General features: G+C 55.2%; 16 protein-coding genes. 4 read left to right on the top strand and 12 right to left on the bottom strand.

Going from position 1 to position 15,637, the window contains the following annotated elements; translation table 11 throughout:
- Positions 1–190, top strand: a 190-nt coding sequence (locus tag FHW74_RS22780; protein ID WP_221192549.1) for a hypothetical protein, incomplete at its 5' end; no start/stop codon positions are given.
- 63 nt (positions 191–253) lie between these two features.
- On the opposite strand, the gene hemG is transcribed toward FHW74_RS22780, so the two are convergent.
- The 4 genes from hemG to pepQ are packed head-to-tail and all read right to left on the bottom strand — an operon-like array spanning position 254 to position 4,245.
- Entirely contained in the window at positions 254–799 is a 546-nt protein-coding gene (gene hemG, locus FHW74_RS21710; protein ID WP_183172375.1) for a menaquinone-dependent protoporphyrinogen IX dehydrogenase, read from the bottom strand.
- A 12-nt stretch (positions 800–811) separates the two neighbouring features.
- On the bottom strand, positions 812–2,263 hold the full coding sequence (trkH, locus tag FHW74_RS21705; protein WP_183172374.1) for a Trk system potassium transporter TrkH: 1,452 nt from the start codon (positions 2,261–2,263) through the stop codon (positions 812–814).
- A 39-nt stretch (positions 2,264–2,302) separates the two neighbouring features.
- A complete protein-coding gene (locus tag FHW74_RS21700; protein WP_183172373.1) occupies positions 2,303–2,914 on the bottom strand; it encodes an IMPACT family protein in 612 nt (203 codons plus the stop codon).
- A complete protein-coding gene (pepQ, locus tag FHW74_RS21695; RefSeq protein ID WP_183172372.1) occupies positions 2,914–4,245 on the bottom strand; it encodes a Xaa-Pro dipeptidase in 1,332 nt (443 codons plus the stop codon). The genes FHW74_RS21700 and pepQ overlap by 1 nt, the downstream gene beginning before the upstream one ends.
- Positions 4,246–4,436: 191 nt before the next feature.
- Here pepQ and fadB point away from each other — a divergent pair, with 191 nt between their 5' ends.
- Positions 4,437–6,626 carry a fatty acid oxidation complex subunit alpha FadB gene (fadB, locus tag FHW74_RS21690; RefSeq protein ID WP_183172371.1) on the top strand — a complete coding sequence of 730 codons (2,190 nt, stop codon included), beginning with the start codon at positions 4,437–4,439 and terminating at the stop codon, positions 6,624–6,626.
- A gap of 10 nt (positions 6,627–6,636) precedes the next feature.
- Positions 6,637–7,800: an acetyl-CoA C-acyltransferase FadA gene (fadA, locus tag FHW74_RS21685; protein ID WP_151603097.1), complete on the top strand. Its 1,164-nt coding sequence runs from the start codon at positions 6,637–6,639 to the stop codon at positions 7,798–7,800.
- 117 nt (positions 7,801–7,917) lie between these two features.
- Here fadA and fre read toward each other — a convergent pair whose 3' ends face one another.
- Both fre and ubiD read right to left on the bottom strand, forming a co-directional pair.
- Positions 7,918–8,619 carry an NAD(P)H-flavin reductase gene (fre, locus tag FHW74_RS21680; RefSeq protein ID WP_183172370.1) on the bottom strand — a complete coding sequence of 234 codons (702 nt, stop codon included), beginning with the start codon at positions 8,617–8,619 and terminating at the stop codon, positions 7,918–7,920.
- A gap of 45 nt (positions 8,620–8,664) precedes the next feature.
- Positions 8,665–10,149, bottom strand: coding sequence for a 4-hydroxy-3-polyprenylbenzoate decarboxylase (gene ubiD, locus FHW74_RS21675; RefSeq protein ID WP_221192547.1), 1,485 nt, complete (start codon positions 10,147–10,149; stop codon positions 8,665–8,667).
- 182 nt (positions 10,150–10,331) lie between these two features.
- Between ubiD and rfaH the strand changes: the two genes are divergently transcribed.
- Positions 10,332–10,820 carry a transcription/translation regulatory transformer protein RfaH gene (gene rfaH, locus FHW74_RS21670; RefSeq protein WP_183172369.1) on the top strand — a complete coding sequence of 163 codons (489 nt, stop codon included), beginning with the start codon at positions 10,332–10,334 and terminating at the stop codon, positions 10,818–10,820.
- Here the strand turns inward: rfaH and tatD are convergent, their stop codons facing one another.
- The 6 genes from tatD to FHW74_RS21640 all read right to left on the bottom strand — a co-directional run bounded on the left by tatD (position 10,821) and on the right by FHW74_RS21640 (position 15,634).
- Entirely contained in the window at positions 10,821–11,603 is a 783-nt protein-coding gene (gene tatD / locus FHW74_RS21665; protein ID WP_183172368.1) for a 3'-5' ssDNA/RNA exonuclease TatD, read from the bottom strand. It abuts the gene before it with no gap.
- Between the two features lie 41 nt (positions 11,604–11,644).
- A complete protein-coding gene (gene tatC, locus FHW74_RS21660; protein ID WP_183172367.1) occupies positions 11,645–12,412 on the bottom strand; it encodes a Sec-independent protein translocase subunit TatC in 768 nt (255 codons plus the stop codon).
- A 2-nt stretch (positions 12,413–12,414) separates the two neighbouring features.
- The gene (gene tatB, locus FHW74_RS21655; protein WP_183172366.1) at positions 12,415–12,942 is read right to left on the bottom strand and encodes a Sec-independent protein translocase protein TatB; all 528 of its coding nucleotides are present in this window, start codon (positions 12,940–12,942) and stop codon (positions 12,415–12,417) included.
- Between the two features lie 3 nt (positions 12,943–12,945).
- The gene (gene tatA, locus FHW74_RS21650) at positions 12,946–13,197 is read right to left on the bottom strand and encodes a Sec-independent protein translocase subunit TatA (RefSeq protein WP_125295483.1); all 252 of its coding nucleotides are present in this window, start codon (positions 13,195–13,197) and stop codon (positions 12,946–12,948) included.
- A gap of 188 nt (positions 13,198–13,385) precedes the next feature.
- Complete coding sequence (gene ubiB, locus FHW74_RS21645; RefSeq protein WP_183172365.1) at positions 13,386–15,032, bottom strand: ubiquinone biosynthesis regulatory protein kinase UbiB; 1,647 nt, start codon at positions 15,030–15,032, stop codon at positions 13,386–13,388.
- Positions 15,029–15,634 (bottom strand): SCP2 domain-containing protein, encoded by a 606-nt coding sequence (locus FHW74_RS21640; RefSeq protein ID WP_183172364.1) that lies wholly within the window; start codon positions 15,632–15,634, stop codon positions 15,029–15,031. Before FHW74_RS21640 ends, ubiB begins: the two co-directional genes overlap by 4 nt.
- Positions 15,635–15,637: the final 3 nt, after the last annotated feature.

Raw genomic sequence — 15,637 nt, 5'->3', positions numbered from 1 at the left:
TGATAAATTGTTAAAGAGCAGTGCCGCTTCGCTTTTTCTCAGCGGCGCGGGGTGCGTATATTACGACTTCCCGCTTCAGAGTCAAGCGTTAATTTCGCTTTTCTCCGCCGAACTCCCCGGAGGGACTTCGCTGACCGGCCGGCTTATTTGCCGTTGTTCCGTGTCAGTGGTGGCGCATTATAGGGAGTAATCAGAATCTGACAAGCGTTAAATTCAAAAAAGTTTTTGTTCGCTCAATTTCCAGGCGATACGTCTATTTAACGCCCCTTTCGGTCGATAAACGCGCGATATCACCCGCAAAACTGGTGACTTGCTGCCAGTCGGTATAGACCACTTCTTTAGACGTATCGGTTTCCCCGCCCGTCATCTTCATAATCAGACGGATCATCATTTTGTCGAGCCATCCGTAGCGCGGGTAACGCAGCGCGCCAGCAAACACCGCGCTAATATCGGGCCGCCAGGGGGATTGCATCAGAAACTTGCGCGTGTAGTTATTGGTTTGCGGCGTGCGTTTCTCGGCTTTACGCGCTACCAGGTTCACGGAGAAGAATGCGCTCGGCATCCCGTTCAGCGTCTGGAAATGCTTTTTCACGAAGGCGTTGAGGGATGAATGAAAATGGCCGTAGCGGATAGAGGCGCCAATCACCACCGCTGAATAAGTATCCCAGTGGATTTCCTCGGTACGATGCAAATTCACCAGGTCGCTTTCAATTCCCTGCTCTTTTAACTCCGAGCTAATAAAAGCGGCGATCTCACGGGTCTGTCCATCACGCGAAGAGAACAATATTAAGGTTTTCACGATACGCTCCTGTTATTCGCGCCAGAATGTTGGGGTAAAGAGCACCAGAAGGGTAAAGACCTCAAGACGCCCGAACAACATATTGGCGATCAAAATCCATTTAGCCACCGGGTTCATATTGGCAAAGTTATCCGCCACCACGCCAAGGCCAGGCCCCAGGTTGTTTAGGGTCGCGACCACAGAGGCAAAGGCGGAGAAGTCGTCCACGCCGGTGGCGATAATCGCCAGCATGCTGACAATGAACACCAGCGCATAAGCTGAGAAGAAGCCCCATACCGCTTCAAGGATACGTTCGGGCAGCGCACGGTTGCCGAGCTTGATGCTATATACAGCATTAGGGTGAACCAGCCTCTTCAACTCACGGTTGCCCTGCTTAAATAACAGAAGAATACGGATGACTTTAAGCCCGCCGCCCGTCGACCCGGCACAGCCGCCGATAAACGCGGAGCACAGCAGCAGGACCGGCAAAAACAGCGGCCATTTAGCGATACTGTCAGTGGTAAAGCCTGCGGTGGTCGCCATCGACACTACCTGGAAAAACGCCTGGTTAAGCGTCGTCACCGCCGAACTGTAGATGTCATGGAACCACAGTACCAGCGTACAGATCACCACCAGGGTAAACTGCACGCCAATAAACATCCGGAACTCCGGGTCACGCCAGTACACTTTCAGGTTGCGCCCGCTCAGCAAGGAAAAGTGCAGGCCGTAGTTACAGCCGGAGATTAATAAGAAGATGGCGATGATGGTGTTAATCGTCGGGCTGTCGAAATAGCCGATGCTGGCGTCATGGGTAGAGAACCCGCCAATGGCAATGGTCGCAAAGCTATGGCCGATAGCGTCAAACGCGGGCATCCCGGCAAACCACAGCGCCAGCGCACAGGCCACGGTCAGTAAGACATAGATCAGCCACAGCGTTTTTGCCGTTTCGGCAATACGCGGGCGCATTTTGTTATCTTTCAGCGGGCCAGGCATTTCCGCGCGATACAACTGCATCCCCCCGACGCCGAGTATCGGCAGTATCGCCACGGCCAGCACGATGATCCCCATACCGCCGAACCATTGCAGCATCTGACGATAAAACAGGATGGCATGCGGCAGCGAATCCAGCCCCACCAGCGTGGTCGCCCCGGTGGTGGTCAGGCCGGAGAAGGATTCAAAGAAGGCGTCGGTGACCGTAAGATTAGGTTGCTCAGAAAAGATAAACGGCAGTGCCCCGACGCTGCCCAGCACCGTCCAGAACAGCACCACAATTAAAAAACCTTCCCGGGATTTGAGCTCTTTTTTCTCGCGGCGGTTCGGCCACCACAGCATGGAACCAATCACCAGCGCGACAAAGAAGGTTTGAGTAAATGCGCGCCCGGCGCCGTCGCGGTAGATCAACGCCACCAACCCCGGCAGGATCATGGTCCCTGAAAACAGAATCACCAGTAGCCCTACGATTCGGGTAATCGCGCGAAGTTGCATTAGCCACTTCCTTAGAAGTCAAAAAAGAGGTGTGGATTATTATTCAATCGGTAACAAATGCAATGCGCCGCGACTAAAATCCGTCAGCTTTGCTGTAAATTCCGGCAGTTGCAGATGCGGTAGCGCAATACGTAACTGCACGCTGGCCTGAAAATCGTTGTGCACTATCAGGCCGTCATGCTGTTTAACCAACGCCTCAACACCTGCCAACTGCGCATAATCACACTGCAAAGTATATTCAGTCAGCGGCACTTTGCGCAGCGTGGAGAGCTGGGTCAGCGCCTGTTGCACACCACCGCCGTAAGCTTTTACCAGCCCGCCGGTGCCGAGCTTTACGCCGCCGTAATAACGAATCACCACGGCGGTGATTTCTCCTACCCCGCTGCCCATTAGCTGGGCCAGCATTGGCTTACCCGCCGTACCCGCGGGCTCGCCGTCATCCGAAAACCCTAACTGCTGCGAATCATCCGGTGCGCCCGCCACCCAGGCAAAGCAGTGGTGCCGCGCATCGGGGTACTCCGCGCGCATCTGCGCCACAAACGCTTTTGCTGCCTCCACGCCTGGCGTATGCGCCAGGCGGGTAATAAAGCGGCTCTTTTTGATCTCTTCCGTCAGGGTGACCGGCTGAGCCGGGATAAGCCAGCTTTCCATCAGGCGAGTTTCAGGTCCCGCGTCATGTTCTCAATGCTGTTTTCATGGATCACAACGTTATCTTCAATGCGGATCCCGCCAAACGGCTTCAGCGCGTCGATTTTCTGCCAGTTGAAGTGTTTCGCATATTGCCCTTCGCGCCACGGAGCCAGCAGCGATTCAATAAAGTAAATACCCGGCTCGATGGTCAGCACCATGCCCGGCTCCAGCACACGGGTGCAGCGCAGGTACGGGTATTTTTCCGGGGCAGGAAGATGAGTGCCACGGTAGTCCTGCATAAAGCCCGCCACATCATGCACCTGCAAGCCCAGCGGATGCCCAATCCCGTGCGGCATAAACGGCCCGGTGATATCGGCTTCCACCATCGCGTCTTCGCTGATATCGGTGACTATCTGATGGCGCTTCAGCAATTTGGCGATACGTTGGTGGAACTGCAAATGATATTCGGTATAACGCACACCCGCTTTCATGGTGGCGATCAGCGCCAGCTGTTCTTCATTAACGTCTTTAATCAGCTGCGCATAGTCGTTATCGCTATTCGCCGCCCAGGTGCGGGTCAAGTCTGCGGCATAGCCGTTGTATTCCGCCCCGGCGTCCAGCAGGAAGCTGCGCATTTCTGAAGGCGCGCGGTGATCGAGTTTGGTGTAGTGCAGCACGGCGGCGTGTTCGTTCAGCGCCACGATATTGCTGTAAGGCACATCGGTATCACGATGACCCGTAGCGGTGAGATACGCCTGGTTGATATCGAATTCGCTCATCCCGGACAGGAATGCTTCGTGCGCCGCCTGATGCCCGTTTACCGCCGTTTTCTGCGCTTCGCGCATGCAGGCCAGCTCATAGTCCGTTTTATAAGAGCGGTAGTAGTGCAGGTAGTCGATGACGCCTTTCGGGTTGATATTGGCGGCCGGAATTTCCAGCTGCAACGCGCGCTCAGACACTGGCCCGATATACGCCATATTGCCGCGCCCTGCAGGCAGCTGGCTGGCAATACCGTCGGCTTTCGGCAGCGCGATAATATCGATTTCCTCGGTCCAGAACGAGGTGGGTAGCGGCTCGACGTTATGCCAATAGTCTACCGGCAGATAGAACCACAGCTTCGGCTTATTCACGCCATCCACCAGCAACCAGCAGTTTGGCACCTGGGTAACCGGCACCCACGCCTTGAACTGCGGATTCACTTTGAACGGATACGGATGGTCGTCAAGAAAGACGTTAAACAGCTCACCGGAATGGATCAGCAACGCATCAAGTTGAAAACGAGAGAGCACATCCCGCGTGCGTTCCTGTAGCGTCGCCAGGTGGTTTTTATAAAGTGTTGCCAGCGAATCCATAATCTACCCTTCTTCTTATTCAACAATAAATTCTCGCATCTTAGCACACCGATTCAGCACCGCAGCGATTTCGACCATCCGTGATCCCCTTTGCAAATATTTAAAGTCTCATTTGCATTTCATTAACATCAATTCCACACTCCGAGTCATCTGGTACGACCAGATCCCCATGCTGGATTCAGGAGACTGACATGCTCTACAAAGGCGACACCCTGTACGTTAACTGGCTGGAAGATGGCATCGCCGAACTGGTATTCGATGCCCCCGGCTCAGTAAACAAACTCGATACCGCGACGGTTGCAAGCCTCGGCCACGCGCTGGAAGTATTAGAAAAACAAAGCGAACTTAAAGGCCTGCTGCTGCGCTCAGAAAAAGCGGCATTTATTGTCGGCGCGGATATTACTGAATTTCTCTCGTTGTTCCTGGTTCCTCAGGAGCAACTCAGCCAGTGGCTGCACTTCGCCAACAGCGTCTTTAATCGTCTGGAAGATTTGCCAGTACCGACGCTATCCGCCATCAACGGCTATGCGCTGGGCGGCGGCTGCGAATGCGTGTTAGCCACTGACTATCGTATCGCCACGCCGGATCTGCGCATCGGCCTGCCGGAAACCAAACTGGGGATTATGCCGGGGTTTGGCGGCTCAGTGCGTCTGCCGCGTCTGCTGGGCGCGGACAGCGCGCTGGAAATTATTGCCGCCGGTAAAGACGTGAGTGCGCAGCAAGCGTTGAGCGTCGGTCTGGTCGACGCCGTGGTTAAACCGGAGAAACTGGTCGAGGGCGCGTTAAGCGTATTGCGTCAGGCCATTAACGGCGATCTGGACTGGAAAGCGAAGCGTGCGCCGAAGCTGGAGCCGCTGCACTTAAGCAAAATCGAAGCCACCATGAGCTTTACCATCGCCAAAGGCATGGTGATGCAAACCGCAGGCAAACACTATCCGGCCCCTATTACTGCAGTGAAAACCATCGAAGCCGCTGCGACGCTGGGCCGTGATGAAGCGCTGAAGTTAGAAAACCAGAGCTTTGTTCCACTGGCGCATACGCCACAGGCGCGCGCGTTAGTGGGCATTTTCCTGAACGATCAGTATGTAAAAGGCCTGGCGAAGCAGCAGGCCAAATCGGTAGAGACGCCAAAACAGGCTGCGGTGCTGGGCGCGGGGATTATGGGTGGCGGTATCGCTTACCAGTCCGCGTGGAAAGGCGTGCCGGTGATCATGAAGGATATCAACGACAAATCGTTAACCCTGGGGATGACCGAAGCGGGCAAGCTGCTGAATAAGCAACTGGAGCGCGGCAAAATCGACGGCCTGAAACTGGCTGGCGTGATTTCCACCATTCACCCGACCCTGGACTACGCCGGATTCGAGCGTGTGGATGTGGTGGTCGAAGCGGTGGTCGAAAACCCGAAAGTCAAAAAAGCGGTGCTGGCGGAAACTGAAGATAAAATTCGTCCGGATACCGTGCTGGCGTCTAACACCTCCACCATTCCGATTACTGAATTAGCCAGCGCGCTGAAGCGCCCGGAAAACTTCTGTGGGATGCACTTCTTTAACCCGGTGCACCGTATGCCGCTGGTTGAAGTGATCCGCGGCGAAAAAACCTCTGACGAGACCATCGCCAAAGTCGTGGCGTGGGCCAGCAAAATGGGCAAAACCCCGATAGTGGTCAACGACTGCCCGGGCTTCTTTGTTAACCGCGTGCTGTTCCCTTATTTTGCCGGTTTCAGCCAGCTGCTGCGCGACGGGGCCGATTTCCGCCAGATCGATAAAGTCATGGAAAAACAGTTCGGCTGGCCGATGGGCCCGGCTTACCTGCTTGACGTGGTCGGCATTGATACCGCGCACCATGCCCAGGCGGTGATGGCGGCGGGCTTCCCGCAGCGGATGGCGAAAGAGTACCGCGATGCGATTGATGCCCTGTTCGACGCCGGTCGCTACGGTCAGAAAAACGGTCTTGGCTTCTGGCGTTATAAAGAAGACAGCAAAGGCAAACCGCGTAAAGAGCAGGATGAGGCAGTCGAAAGCCTGCTGGCGGAAGTCAGCCAGCCGAAGCGCGAGTTCAGCGACGAAGAAATCATCGCCCGCATGATGATCCCGATGGTCAACGAAGTGGTGCGTTGCCTGGAAGAAGGCATTATCGCCAGCCCGGCGGAAGCCGATATGGCGCTGGTTTACGGTCTTGGCTTCCCTCCGTTCCACGGCGGCGCGTTCCGCTGGTTAGATACTCTGGGCAGCGCCAAATACCTCGATATGGCTCAGCAATATCAACACCTCGGTCCGTTGTATGCGGTGCCGGACGGTTTGCGCGCCAAAGCGCGTCTTAACGAACCGTATTATCCCCCGGTTGAACCCGCACGCCCGGTTGGCGATTTGAAAACGGCTTAAGGAGCGAAATATGGAAAAGGTGGTAATTGTTGACGCAATCCGCACCCCGATGGGCCGTTCCAAAGGCGGCGCGTTTCGTCAGGTGCGGGCGGAAGATCTGTCAGCGCATCTGATGCGCAGCCTGCTGTCACGTAACCCGGCGCTGGAGCCTTCGGCGATTGATGATATTTACTGGGGCTGCGTCCAGCAGACCCTGGAGCAGGGTTTCAATATTGCGCGTAACGCCGCGCTGCTGGCGGAGATCCCGCATCGCGTACCGGCAGTAACGGTTAACCGCCTGTGCGGCTCGTCCATGCAGGCGCTGCACGATGCGGCACGGATGATTATGACCGGCGACGCCCAGACCTGCCTGATCGGCGGCGTAGAGCATATGGGCCACGTGCCGATGAACCACGGCGTGGACTTTCATCCTGGCCTGAGCCGCAACGTGGCGAAAGCGGCGGGCATGATGGGCCTGACGGCGGAAATGTTGGCGCGCATGCATGGCATCAGCCGTGAAATGCAGGACAGCTTTGCCGCCCGCTCGCACCAGCGCGCATGGGCGGCGACCCAGGCCGGCCATTTTAAAAATGAGATCGTCCCGGTTAACGGCCATGACGCCGATGGCGTGCTGAAGCGCTATGACTATGACGAAGTGATCCGCCCGGAAACTAATGTGGAAAGCCTGGCGACGCTAAAACCGGCATTCGACCCGGCTAACGGAACCGTCACCGCAGGCACCTCTTCCGCGCTGTCCGACGGCGCAGCGGCCATGCTGGTGATGAGCGAAAGCCGTGCCAGAGAACTGGGCCTGACGCCGCGTGCGCGTATCCGCTCCATGGCGGTAGTGGGTTGCGATCCGTCAATTATGGGTTACGGCCCGGTCCCGGCCTCGAAACTGGCGCTGAAGAAAGCGGGCCTGAGCGCAGCGGACATCGATCTGTTTGAGATGAACGAAGCGTTTGCCGCGCAGATCCTGCCGTGCATTAAGGATCTGGGCTTGATGGAGCAGATCGATGAGAAGATTAACCTCAACGGCGGCGCCATCGCGTTAGGGCATCCACTCGGGTGCTCCGGGGCGCGCATCAGCACCACGCTAATTAACCTGATGGAGCGCAAAGACGCGCAGTTCGGGCTTGCCACGATGTGTATTGGCCTGGGCCAGGGCATCGCGACGGTATTTGAGCGGGTTTAAGTGTTACGCGACACCGTAGCGGCAGGAAATAAAACGCCGCTACGGTGGTAAACGCAAGAAAGTAAAGGGTTTAGTTGCCGTTCTTCCCGCCTGTCAGGGGCGGTTTTTTTTATGCGATCAAATAAACGAAAACGCGTCGCCAAACATTCGGTCTTCACGCGCGCCACGCTCATTGCAGAACAGGTCGCGGGCAATTTTCGCCATCTCAAAGCGTCCGGCAATATAGATGTCGTGCTCGCTCAGGGTCCCGAAATCCTGCATGACTGCCGTCAGCACCGTTCCGCTGCGACCGCGCCACTCTTCTTCCGGCTGTTCCACCACCGGCACCACGCTGAGATTCGGGTGATTCACCGACAGCGCTTCCAGCTCGGCTAAATCGTAGAGATGTTTCTCTTCCCGGCCGCCCCAGTAGATGGCGATTTCACGGGCAGGATTACGCGCCAGCGCGGTAAACAGAATAGAGCGCACATAAGAGAACCCGGTGCCGCCGGCGATCAGAATCAGCGGACGATCGTCTTCGTCACGCAGCCACGCGTCGCCATGCGGAATATCAATGACGATCTCGCGGTCTTTAAGAATGCGATCCATCACCGCCATGGCGTAGAGATTAAGCTCCGATGCGCCGATGTGCAGTTCGATGAACCCTTGTTCGTCCGGCGTTGAGGCCATTGAGAACGGGCGCTTATCGCGCTCGTCCATCACGACCATCAGGTACTGGCCAGCACGAAAGGAAAAAGGTGAGTCCGGTACTAAACGAACGCGGTACACGGTTTCTGTGATCGCGTCCACCGAGGTCACTTTACAGCTTAAGGTTGTCATGCGTTCCCTCTGTCGGGTCAATATTGCAAAACCGCAACGGTCGCGTCAGGCGCGTTTACCGTCATTAAAAATGGCCAGTTGATCCCAAATGGCGTCGATACGCTCGACGACTGCCGGATCTTTTTCAATCGGACGACCCCATTCACGCTGGGTTTCGCCGGGCCATTTGTTGGTGGCGTCCAGTCCCATTTTTGAACCCAAACCGGAAACCGGCGAGGCAAAATCCAGATAATCGATCGGCGTGTTTTCGACCAAAACCGTGTCACGCGCCGGATCCATGCGCGTGGTGATGGCCCAGATTACATCGTTCCAGTCACGCGCATTGACATCGTCATCACAGACAATGACAAACTTGGTATACATAAACTGCCGCAGGAATGACCACACGCCCATCATCACGCGCTTAGCGTGCCCGGCGTATTGCTTCTTCATAGTGACAACGGCCAGGCGGTAAGAGCAGCCTTCAGGCGGCAGATAAAAATCGACAATTTCCGGGAACTGCTTCTGCAAAATCGGCACGAAGACTTCGTTCAACGCCACGCCCAGCACCGCAGGCTCATCCGGCGGACGACCTGTGTAAGTAGAGTGATAAATGGCGTCTTCGCGCTGGGTAATGTGCGTCACCGTGAATACCGGAAAGTTATCCACTTCATTGTAGTAACCCGTGTGGTCACCATACGGCCCTTCCGGTGCCATTTCACCCTGCTCGATATACCCTTCCAGCACAATCTCCGCGCTGGCAGGCACTTCCAGATCGTTGGACAGGCATTTGACCACTTCGGTTTTGGTGCCGCGCAGCAATCCGGCAAAGGCGTATTCCGAGAGGGTATCCGGTACGGGCGTTACCGCACCGAGGATGGTTGCCGGATCGGCGCCTAACGCCACAGAGACCGGGAAACGTTCGCCGGGATGCGCCGCGCACCACTCCTGGAAATCTAACGCGCCGCCACGGTGGGAAAGCCAGCGCATGATCAGCTTATTTTTACCGATTAACTGCTGGCGATAGATACCCAGGTTCTGGCGCTCTTTGTGCGGGCCACGGGTGACGGTCAGCCCCCAGGTGATTAACGGCGCGGCATCTTCTGGCCAGCACTGCATAATCGGAATGCGGGTTAAATCTACCTGCTCACCTTGCAGCACTTTTTGCTGGCAAGGCGCGCCGCGCAGCCGTTTGGTCGGCATATTCAGGACTTGTTTAAACTGCGGCAATTTATCAAACAGATCGCGAAATCCGCGCGGCGGCTCAGGCTCTTTTAAAAAAGCGAGCAGTTTTCCCACCTCGCGCAGCGCCGTCACATCTTCTTGCCCCATCCCCATCGCCACACGCTTCGGCGTGCCGAACAGGTTGCAGAGCACCGGCATGTCATACCCTTTTGGGTTTTCAAAAAGCAATGCCGGCCCACCGGCACGTAATGTGCGGTCAGCAATTTCGGTCATCTCAAGATAAGGATCAACAGCCAGCGAGATGCGTTTTAACTCGCCTTGCTGCTCAAGCAGCGTAAGGAAATCGCGCAGATCGTGATATTTCATGCAGTTTTTTATGCCTTTTCGTTTAGCGCTTTATTATACGGTGTTCGTCGCAGCCATGCTGTAATTTTGTTAAATTAGCGTGAACTGGTACGAGGGCACCTTAGGTATTGGTTATAATGGCTTTAGCTATCTAAAACGAGTTTTGATATTCTTTTGCGCCTGGTTATCGAAGAAGAGTGTTTATGCAATCCTGGTATCTACTGTACTGCAAACGAGGTCAGCTTCAGCGTGCGCAGGAGCATCTGGAACGTCAGGCGGTGACCTGCCTCACACCGATGATCACGCTGGAAAAAATCGTGCGTGGAAAACGCACAACAGTCAGTGAGCCGCTGTTTCCTAACTACTTGTTTGTCGAATTCGACCCGGAAGTCATTCACACGACCACGATTAACGCCACGCGCGGCGTCAGCCACTTTGTGCGCTTCGGCACCCAGCCCGCCACCGTACCGGTGACCGTTATCGACCAGTTGGTTCAATACCAGTCTGAAGAGATAACCGATCCGGGCACGCCATACCCTGGCGATACCGTTGTGATTACCCACGGCGCGTTTAAGGGGCTAAATGCGATATTTACCGAGCCTGACGGCGAGGCGCGCTCCATGCTGCTGTTAAATCTGCTTAATCAACAGGTGTTACAAAGCGTGCAGAACACCGAGTTCAAAAAGCAGTAATCAGAAACGAATGCCAAACAGCGAACGGACATTCTCGTCAGTTTGCTGAATCAGTTGTTGCGCATCTTCTCCACGCCACATCGCCGACTGAGTAACAATATGCGGCAAGTAGCACGGTTCGTTACGGCGCGATGAGGGTTTGAGCGGCAGATCGCGCGGCAACAGCCACGGGGCATCGGTTTCAAAAAACAGTTTATTGGCGGGGATCATCGGCAGCAACTCGCGCAACTCAAGCCCGCGACGTTCGTCGCATACCCAACCGGTAATGCCTAAATAAATCCCTAAATCCAGACACGCCCGCGCTTCTTCTCGCGTACCGGTAAAGCAGTGCAATACCGCACCAGGCAGTTTATCGAGCCAGGGCGTCAGCAGCGCGACAAACCGTTGATGGGCATCCCGGCAGTGCATAAACACGGGCAGCGATAACTCTGCCGCCAGCGCCAGTTGAGCGGTGAACGCTCGCTCCTGATTGTCTGGCGTTGAGTAGTTGCGGTTAAAATCCAGACCGCATTCGCCTATAGCAATCACTTCCGGCGCCTTTGCCAGTTCGCGCAGCGCATCGGCGGTCTCCGGCAGCCAGTGGTTAGCATCATGGGGATGAACGCCGGCGGTGGACCAGCAGCGGTCGTAGCGGCTGGCGAGCTGCTGCGCCTGCTGGCTCTCGCTCAAACTGGTGCCGGTGATCAACATGCCTGATACGCCTGCGGAAAAAGCCCGCGCCACCACGTCATCCCGATCTTTATCAAACTGCCCGCTGGTGAGGTTTACGCCAATATCAAACATGCGGTTTATCCTGTAAAAAACCGCCCGGTGGGCGGTTCAGGTTACTCTTTAGTGGCTTGCGTTTCGTCGTCTTCTTCAGACGGCATACGCCGCTTGCCGACGTAGAAGCGCGCGAAGAATACGCCCACTTCAAACAGGCAATACATCGGGATAGCCAATAAGGTCTGGGAGAAAACATCCGGCGGCGTCAGCAGCATGCCTACGACAAACGCGCCCACTAACACATACGGCCGCTTTTTACGTAAGTCGTCCGGCGTGGTCACGCCCATCCAGCACAGCAGCACGATAGCGACCGGGACTTCAAACGACACGCCAAACGCCATAAACAGCGCCATAACAAAGCTAAGGTAGCTGGCGATATCGGTTGAAACCACCACCCCAACCGGCGCGGTATGGGTCAGGAAGCCAAACGCCAGCGGGAATACCACGAAGTAGGCAAACGCCATACCGATATAGAACAGCAGCGTGCTGGAAACCAGCAACGGCACCACTAAACGGCGTTCATGCTTGTACAGCGCCGGGGCGATGAATGCCCATACCTGGTAGAGGATCACCGGGGCGGACAGGATCACCGATACCATCATGGTCAGCTTGATCGGCGTGAAAAACGGCGATGCCACATCGGTGGCAATCATGGTTGCGCCCTGCGGCATCTGGCTTATCAACGGCGCGGAGACCATTTGATAGATATCGTTGGCGAAATAAACCAGCGCCAGGAAGATGGCCAGAATCGCGACGACGCAGTTCAACAGACGCTTACGCAGTTCAATCAGGTGACTGATTAGGGGTTGAGTATCTTCTACAGCCATGTTCAGGATTTTTCACTTGAGGACGACGGTGCGACGCCTGCCGGAGAAGACGTCGAAGCCGATGACGCTTTAGTCAGATCGACAGGCTGCTCAGCAGCCGGAGCCGGTTTTTGCGCCGACGCGCTCACCTGGTTTTCCGCCGTGGCTGGCGTAACGCCTTCATGCGCCGCTTCGTTGTCTTTCACAATCGGGTTATGAATAGTGTGGGCTTCGTCATGCGCCTTTTCCGGGTCGTTAGCCGTATAGGTGCGTTTCATTGACTCTGCCGCTTCACGCAATTCATCCATGGAAGCCTTGAGTTCTGGGGTGAGATTACTGAGGCTCGCTTTCTCAACTTTCTTGAGACTGTCCTGGAATTCCTGGAGTTTTAACTCCTGAGTCAGCTCATTCTGCACGGTGGTGGCAAGAGAACGCAGCGCCCTCACCCACCCGGCAATGGTTTTGACCGCAACAGGCAAACGCTGCGGCCCCAACACAATGAGGCCGATAACAAAGACAAGAACCAGTTCACCGAAACCAATATCGAACACGGCTTACACCTGCTCTTTATCGTTGCTCTTCGCTTCGTCTTTCTTCACGTCGCTTTGCTTGTCAGAAAGGGATTTCGCAGTGAAATCAGCATCCTGAGTAGAGGTGTTTTTCGGCTCGTCATCGCCCATGGCTTTCTTGAAACCCTTGATGGAGGCACCCAGATCGGAACCCAAAGAACTGAGCTTTTTGGTACCGAAAAGCAGTACAACGATAACGACAATGATCAATAACTGCCAAATACTAATGCCACCCATATAAACACCCTCAGCTACAGATGATGAAATTTGCAAACCGCATTATATACCGCTCATTATCCAGGCTGCATCAGTGTTGGTAAACATATCCACAACGGTCACAGAGTTTTTTGTGTAAGTTGTGAAAATGTCGCCCGTTTTCTTCAGCCTGAATGCCGATCATTTCAACGCAGTCATTCCATAATGTTTTAAATCGAGCCAGTACGACGCCAGCCAATCAGCCAGACAACAATACCGCCCGCCATAACCCATGCCGGGATTAAGTCCCATTCCGGGCGAGTCACCAGCATTAACGTTCCGCTTAACAACAGCGTGGCACCAATCCCAAACAGATAGCGTGACTGGCCTTGCCGCACGCGCTGTTCGTGTAACTCGCGGGCGATTTTATCAACGCTTTGTTGCAATTGTTTGCCCTGGCGCAAACTGTCGTACACCAGTTCAGGTATTTCTGGCATTTTTTCGATCCAGAACGGCGCTTTCTCTTTAAAAGCACGCACCAGCGCCGGAAAACCAACCTGATCTTTGATCCAGGATTCCAGAAACGGTTTCGCCGTTTTCCACAAATCCAGCTGTGGATAAAGTTGGCGGCCCACGCCCTCCACATACAGCAAGGTTTTTTGCAGCAGTACCAACTGCGGCTGCACTTCCATGTTGAAGCGACGCGCGGTATTGAACAAATTCAACAACACATGGCCGAAGGAGATTTCCGCCAGCGGCTTCTCAAAGATGGGCTCACACACGGTACGGATGGCGAACTCAAACTCTTCAACGTTGGTATCCGGCGGTACCCAGCCAGAATCAACATGCAGTTCGGCAACCTTGCGGTAGTCGCGGTTAAAGAAGGCAATGAAGTTCTCCGCCAGATAGCGCTTATCTTCTTTGTTCAGCGACCCGACGATACCGCAGTCAATGCCAATGTATTTGGGGTTTTCCGGGTGCTCATAACTGACGAAAATATTGCCCGGGTGCATATCGGCATGGAAGAAACTGTCGCGAAACACCTGGGTAAAGAACACCTGCACGCCGCGCTCCGCCAGCAGTTGCATATTGGTGCCGTTGCGCTCAAGGGTTTCCACATCCGAGACCGGGATACCGTAGATGCGCTCCATCACCAGCATATTTTCGCTGCAATAATCGGAGTAAACCTCAGGAACATACAGCATCGGGCTGTTTTCAAAATTGCGCCGCAACTGAATAGCGTTTGCCGCTTCGCGCAGCAGGTTTAGCTCATCAATCAGCGTTTTTTCATATTCCCGCACCACTTCCACCGGGCGTAGACGGCGGCCATCCGGCAATAAGCGCGGCACCCAGCGCGCCAGACGGTAGATCAACTTCATATCGGCGCGGATAATCGGCAGGATATCGGGGCGGATAACCTTGATCACGACTTCTTTGCCGTTCTCTTTCAGTTTCGCCGTATGCACCTGCGCGATAGATGCCGAGGCCAGAGGGTTGATATCGAAATCATCGAACCAGGTCTCCACCGGGATATCACCCATCGACTTTTCGATTTGGCGTTTCGCCAGCACGCCATCAAATGGCGCGACGCGATCCTGTAACATGGCAAGCTGATCGGCGATCTGAGGGGGGAACAGGTCACGGCGGGTAGAGAGCATCTGACCAAACTTGATCCACACCGGGCCGAGTTCCTGAAGCGCCAGCCGCAGACGCTGGCCTAATTCTTTATCGCCGTGGCGGTTGGGCATCCAGAACAGGGTGCGCCGCCATAAACGCAGCGGCAACGTGATGCGGATTCTCGGTATGAGCTCGTCCAGCCCATAGCTTAAAAAAGTACGAATGATGAAGTAAAGGCGCCGCATTTCACCTGGCGTCATTTGGCCTCCAGCGTTTCTAAACGACCAATCAGCGCGTCGAGCGATCGCGCAAGGGCATCAGTTTCTTCAGCAAACCAGGCGACTTCCAACGGGCCGGGGGCCATACGCCACTCTTCCGTCACCGCTTCAGCCAGATAGCGTTGATTACGCTCAACGCCTTTTTTCACAATGCGCGCGCCGGTGCGAAAGATTTTCCCCAACCCTTCGGCGGCGATATCGCCAATGTAGGGTGCAAGCAGTTCCGCAGGATCGAATTCCGCCAGATCCATCAGGGAAACCAGATTTTGCACCACCTGAATGTCGCCTTCGACTTCCAGGTCGCCACGGCGGATCAGCGCGGTCAGTTGTTGGCGATTGCGCAGTTCAGGCAACACCGAAAGGCGCGTTGTCACCGCACAGTCGGTCTCACCTTCCCATTGCCCCAGCACGTCAACCTGCTGTTCGCTGAAGATGAATACCAGCGGGGTAGTGAACTCGCGGAGGGCAATACGCAACACCTTTCCCTGCAACCGCTGACGTGCAGATTTAAGCGCCCGGTCCTGGTATAAAAAAGCGTTTAACGCTCCTTCAATACCGGCGGTAATTAATGGTGTTATTGGCATCCG

It is taken from the genome of Atlantibacter sp. RC6 (genome assembly GCF_014193285.1).
Lineage (GTDB): Bacteria > Pseudomonadota > Gammaproteobacteria > Enterobacterales > Enterobacteriaceae > Atlantibacter.
The sequence above is the reverse complement of the archived record's forward strand: the minus strand, read 5'-3'. Positions and strand labels throughout refer to the sequence as shown.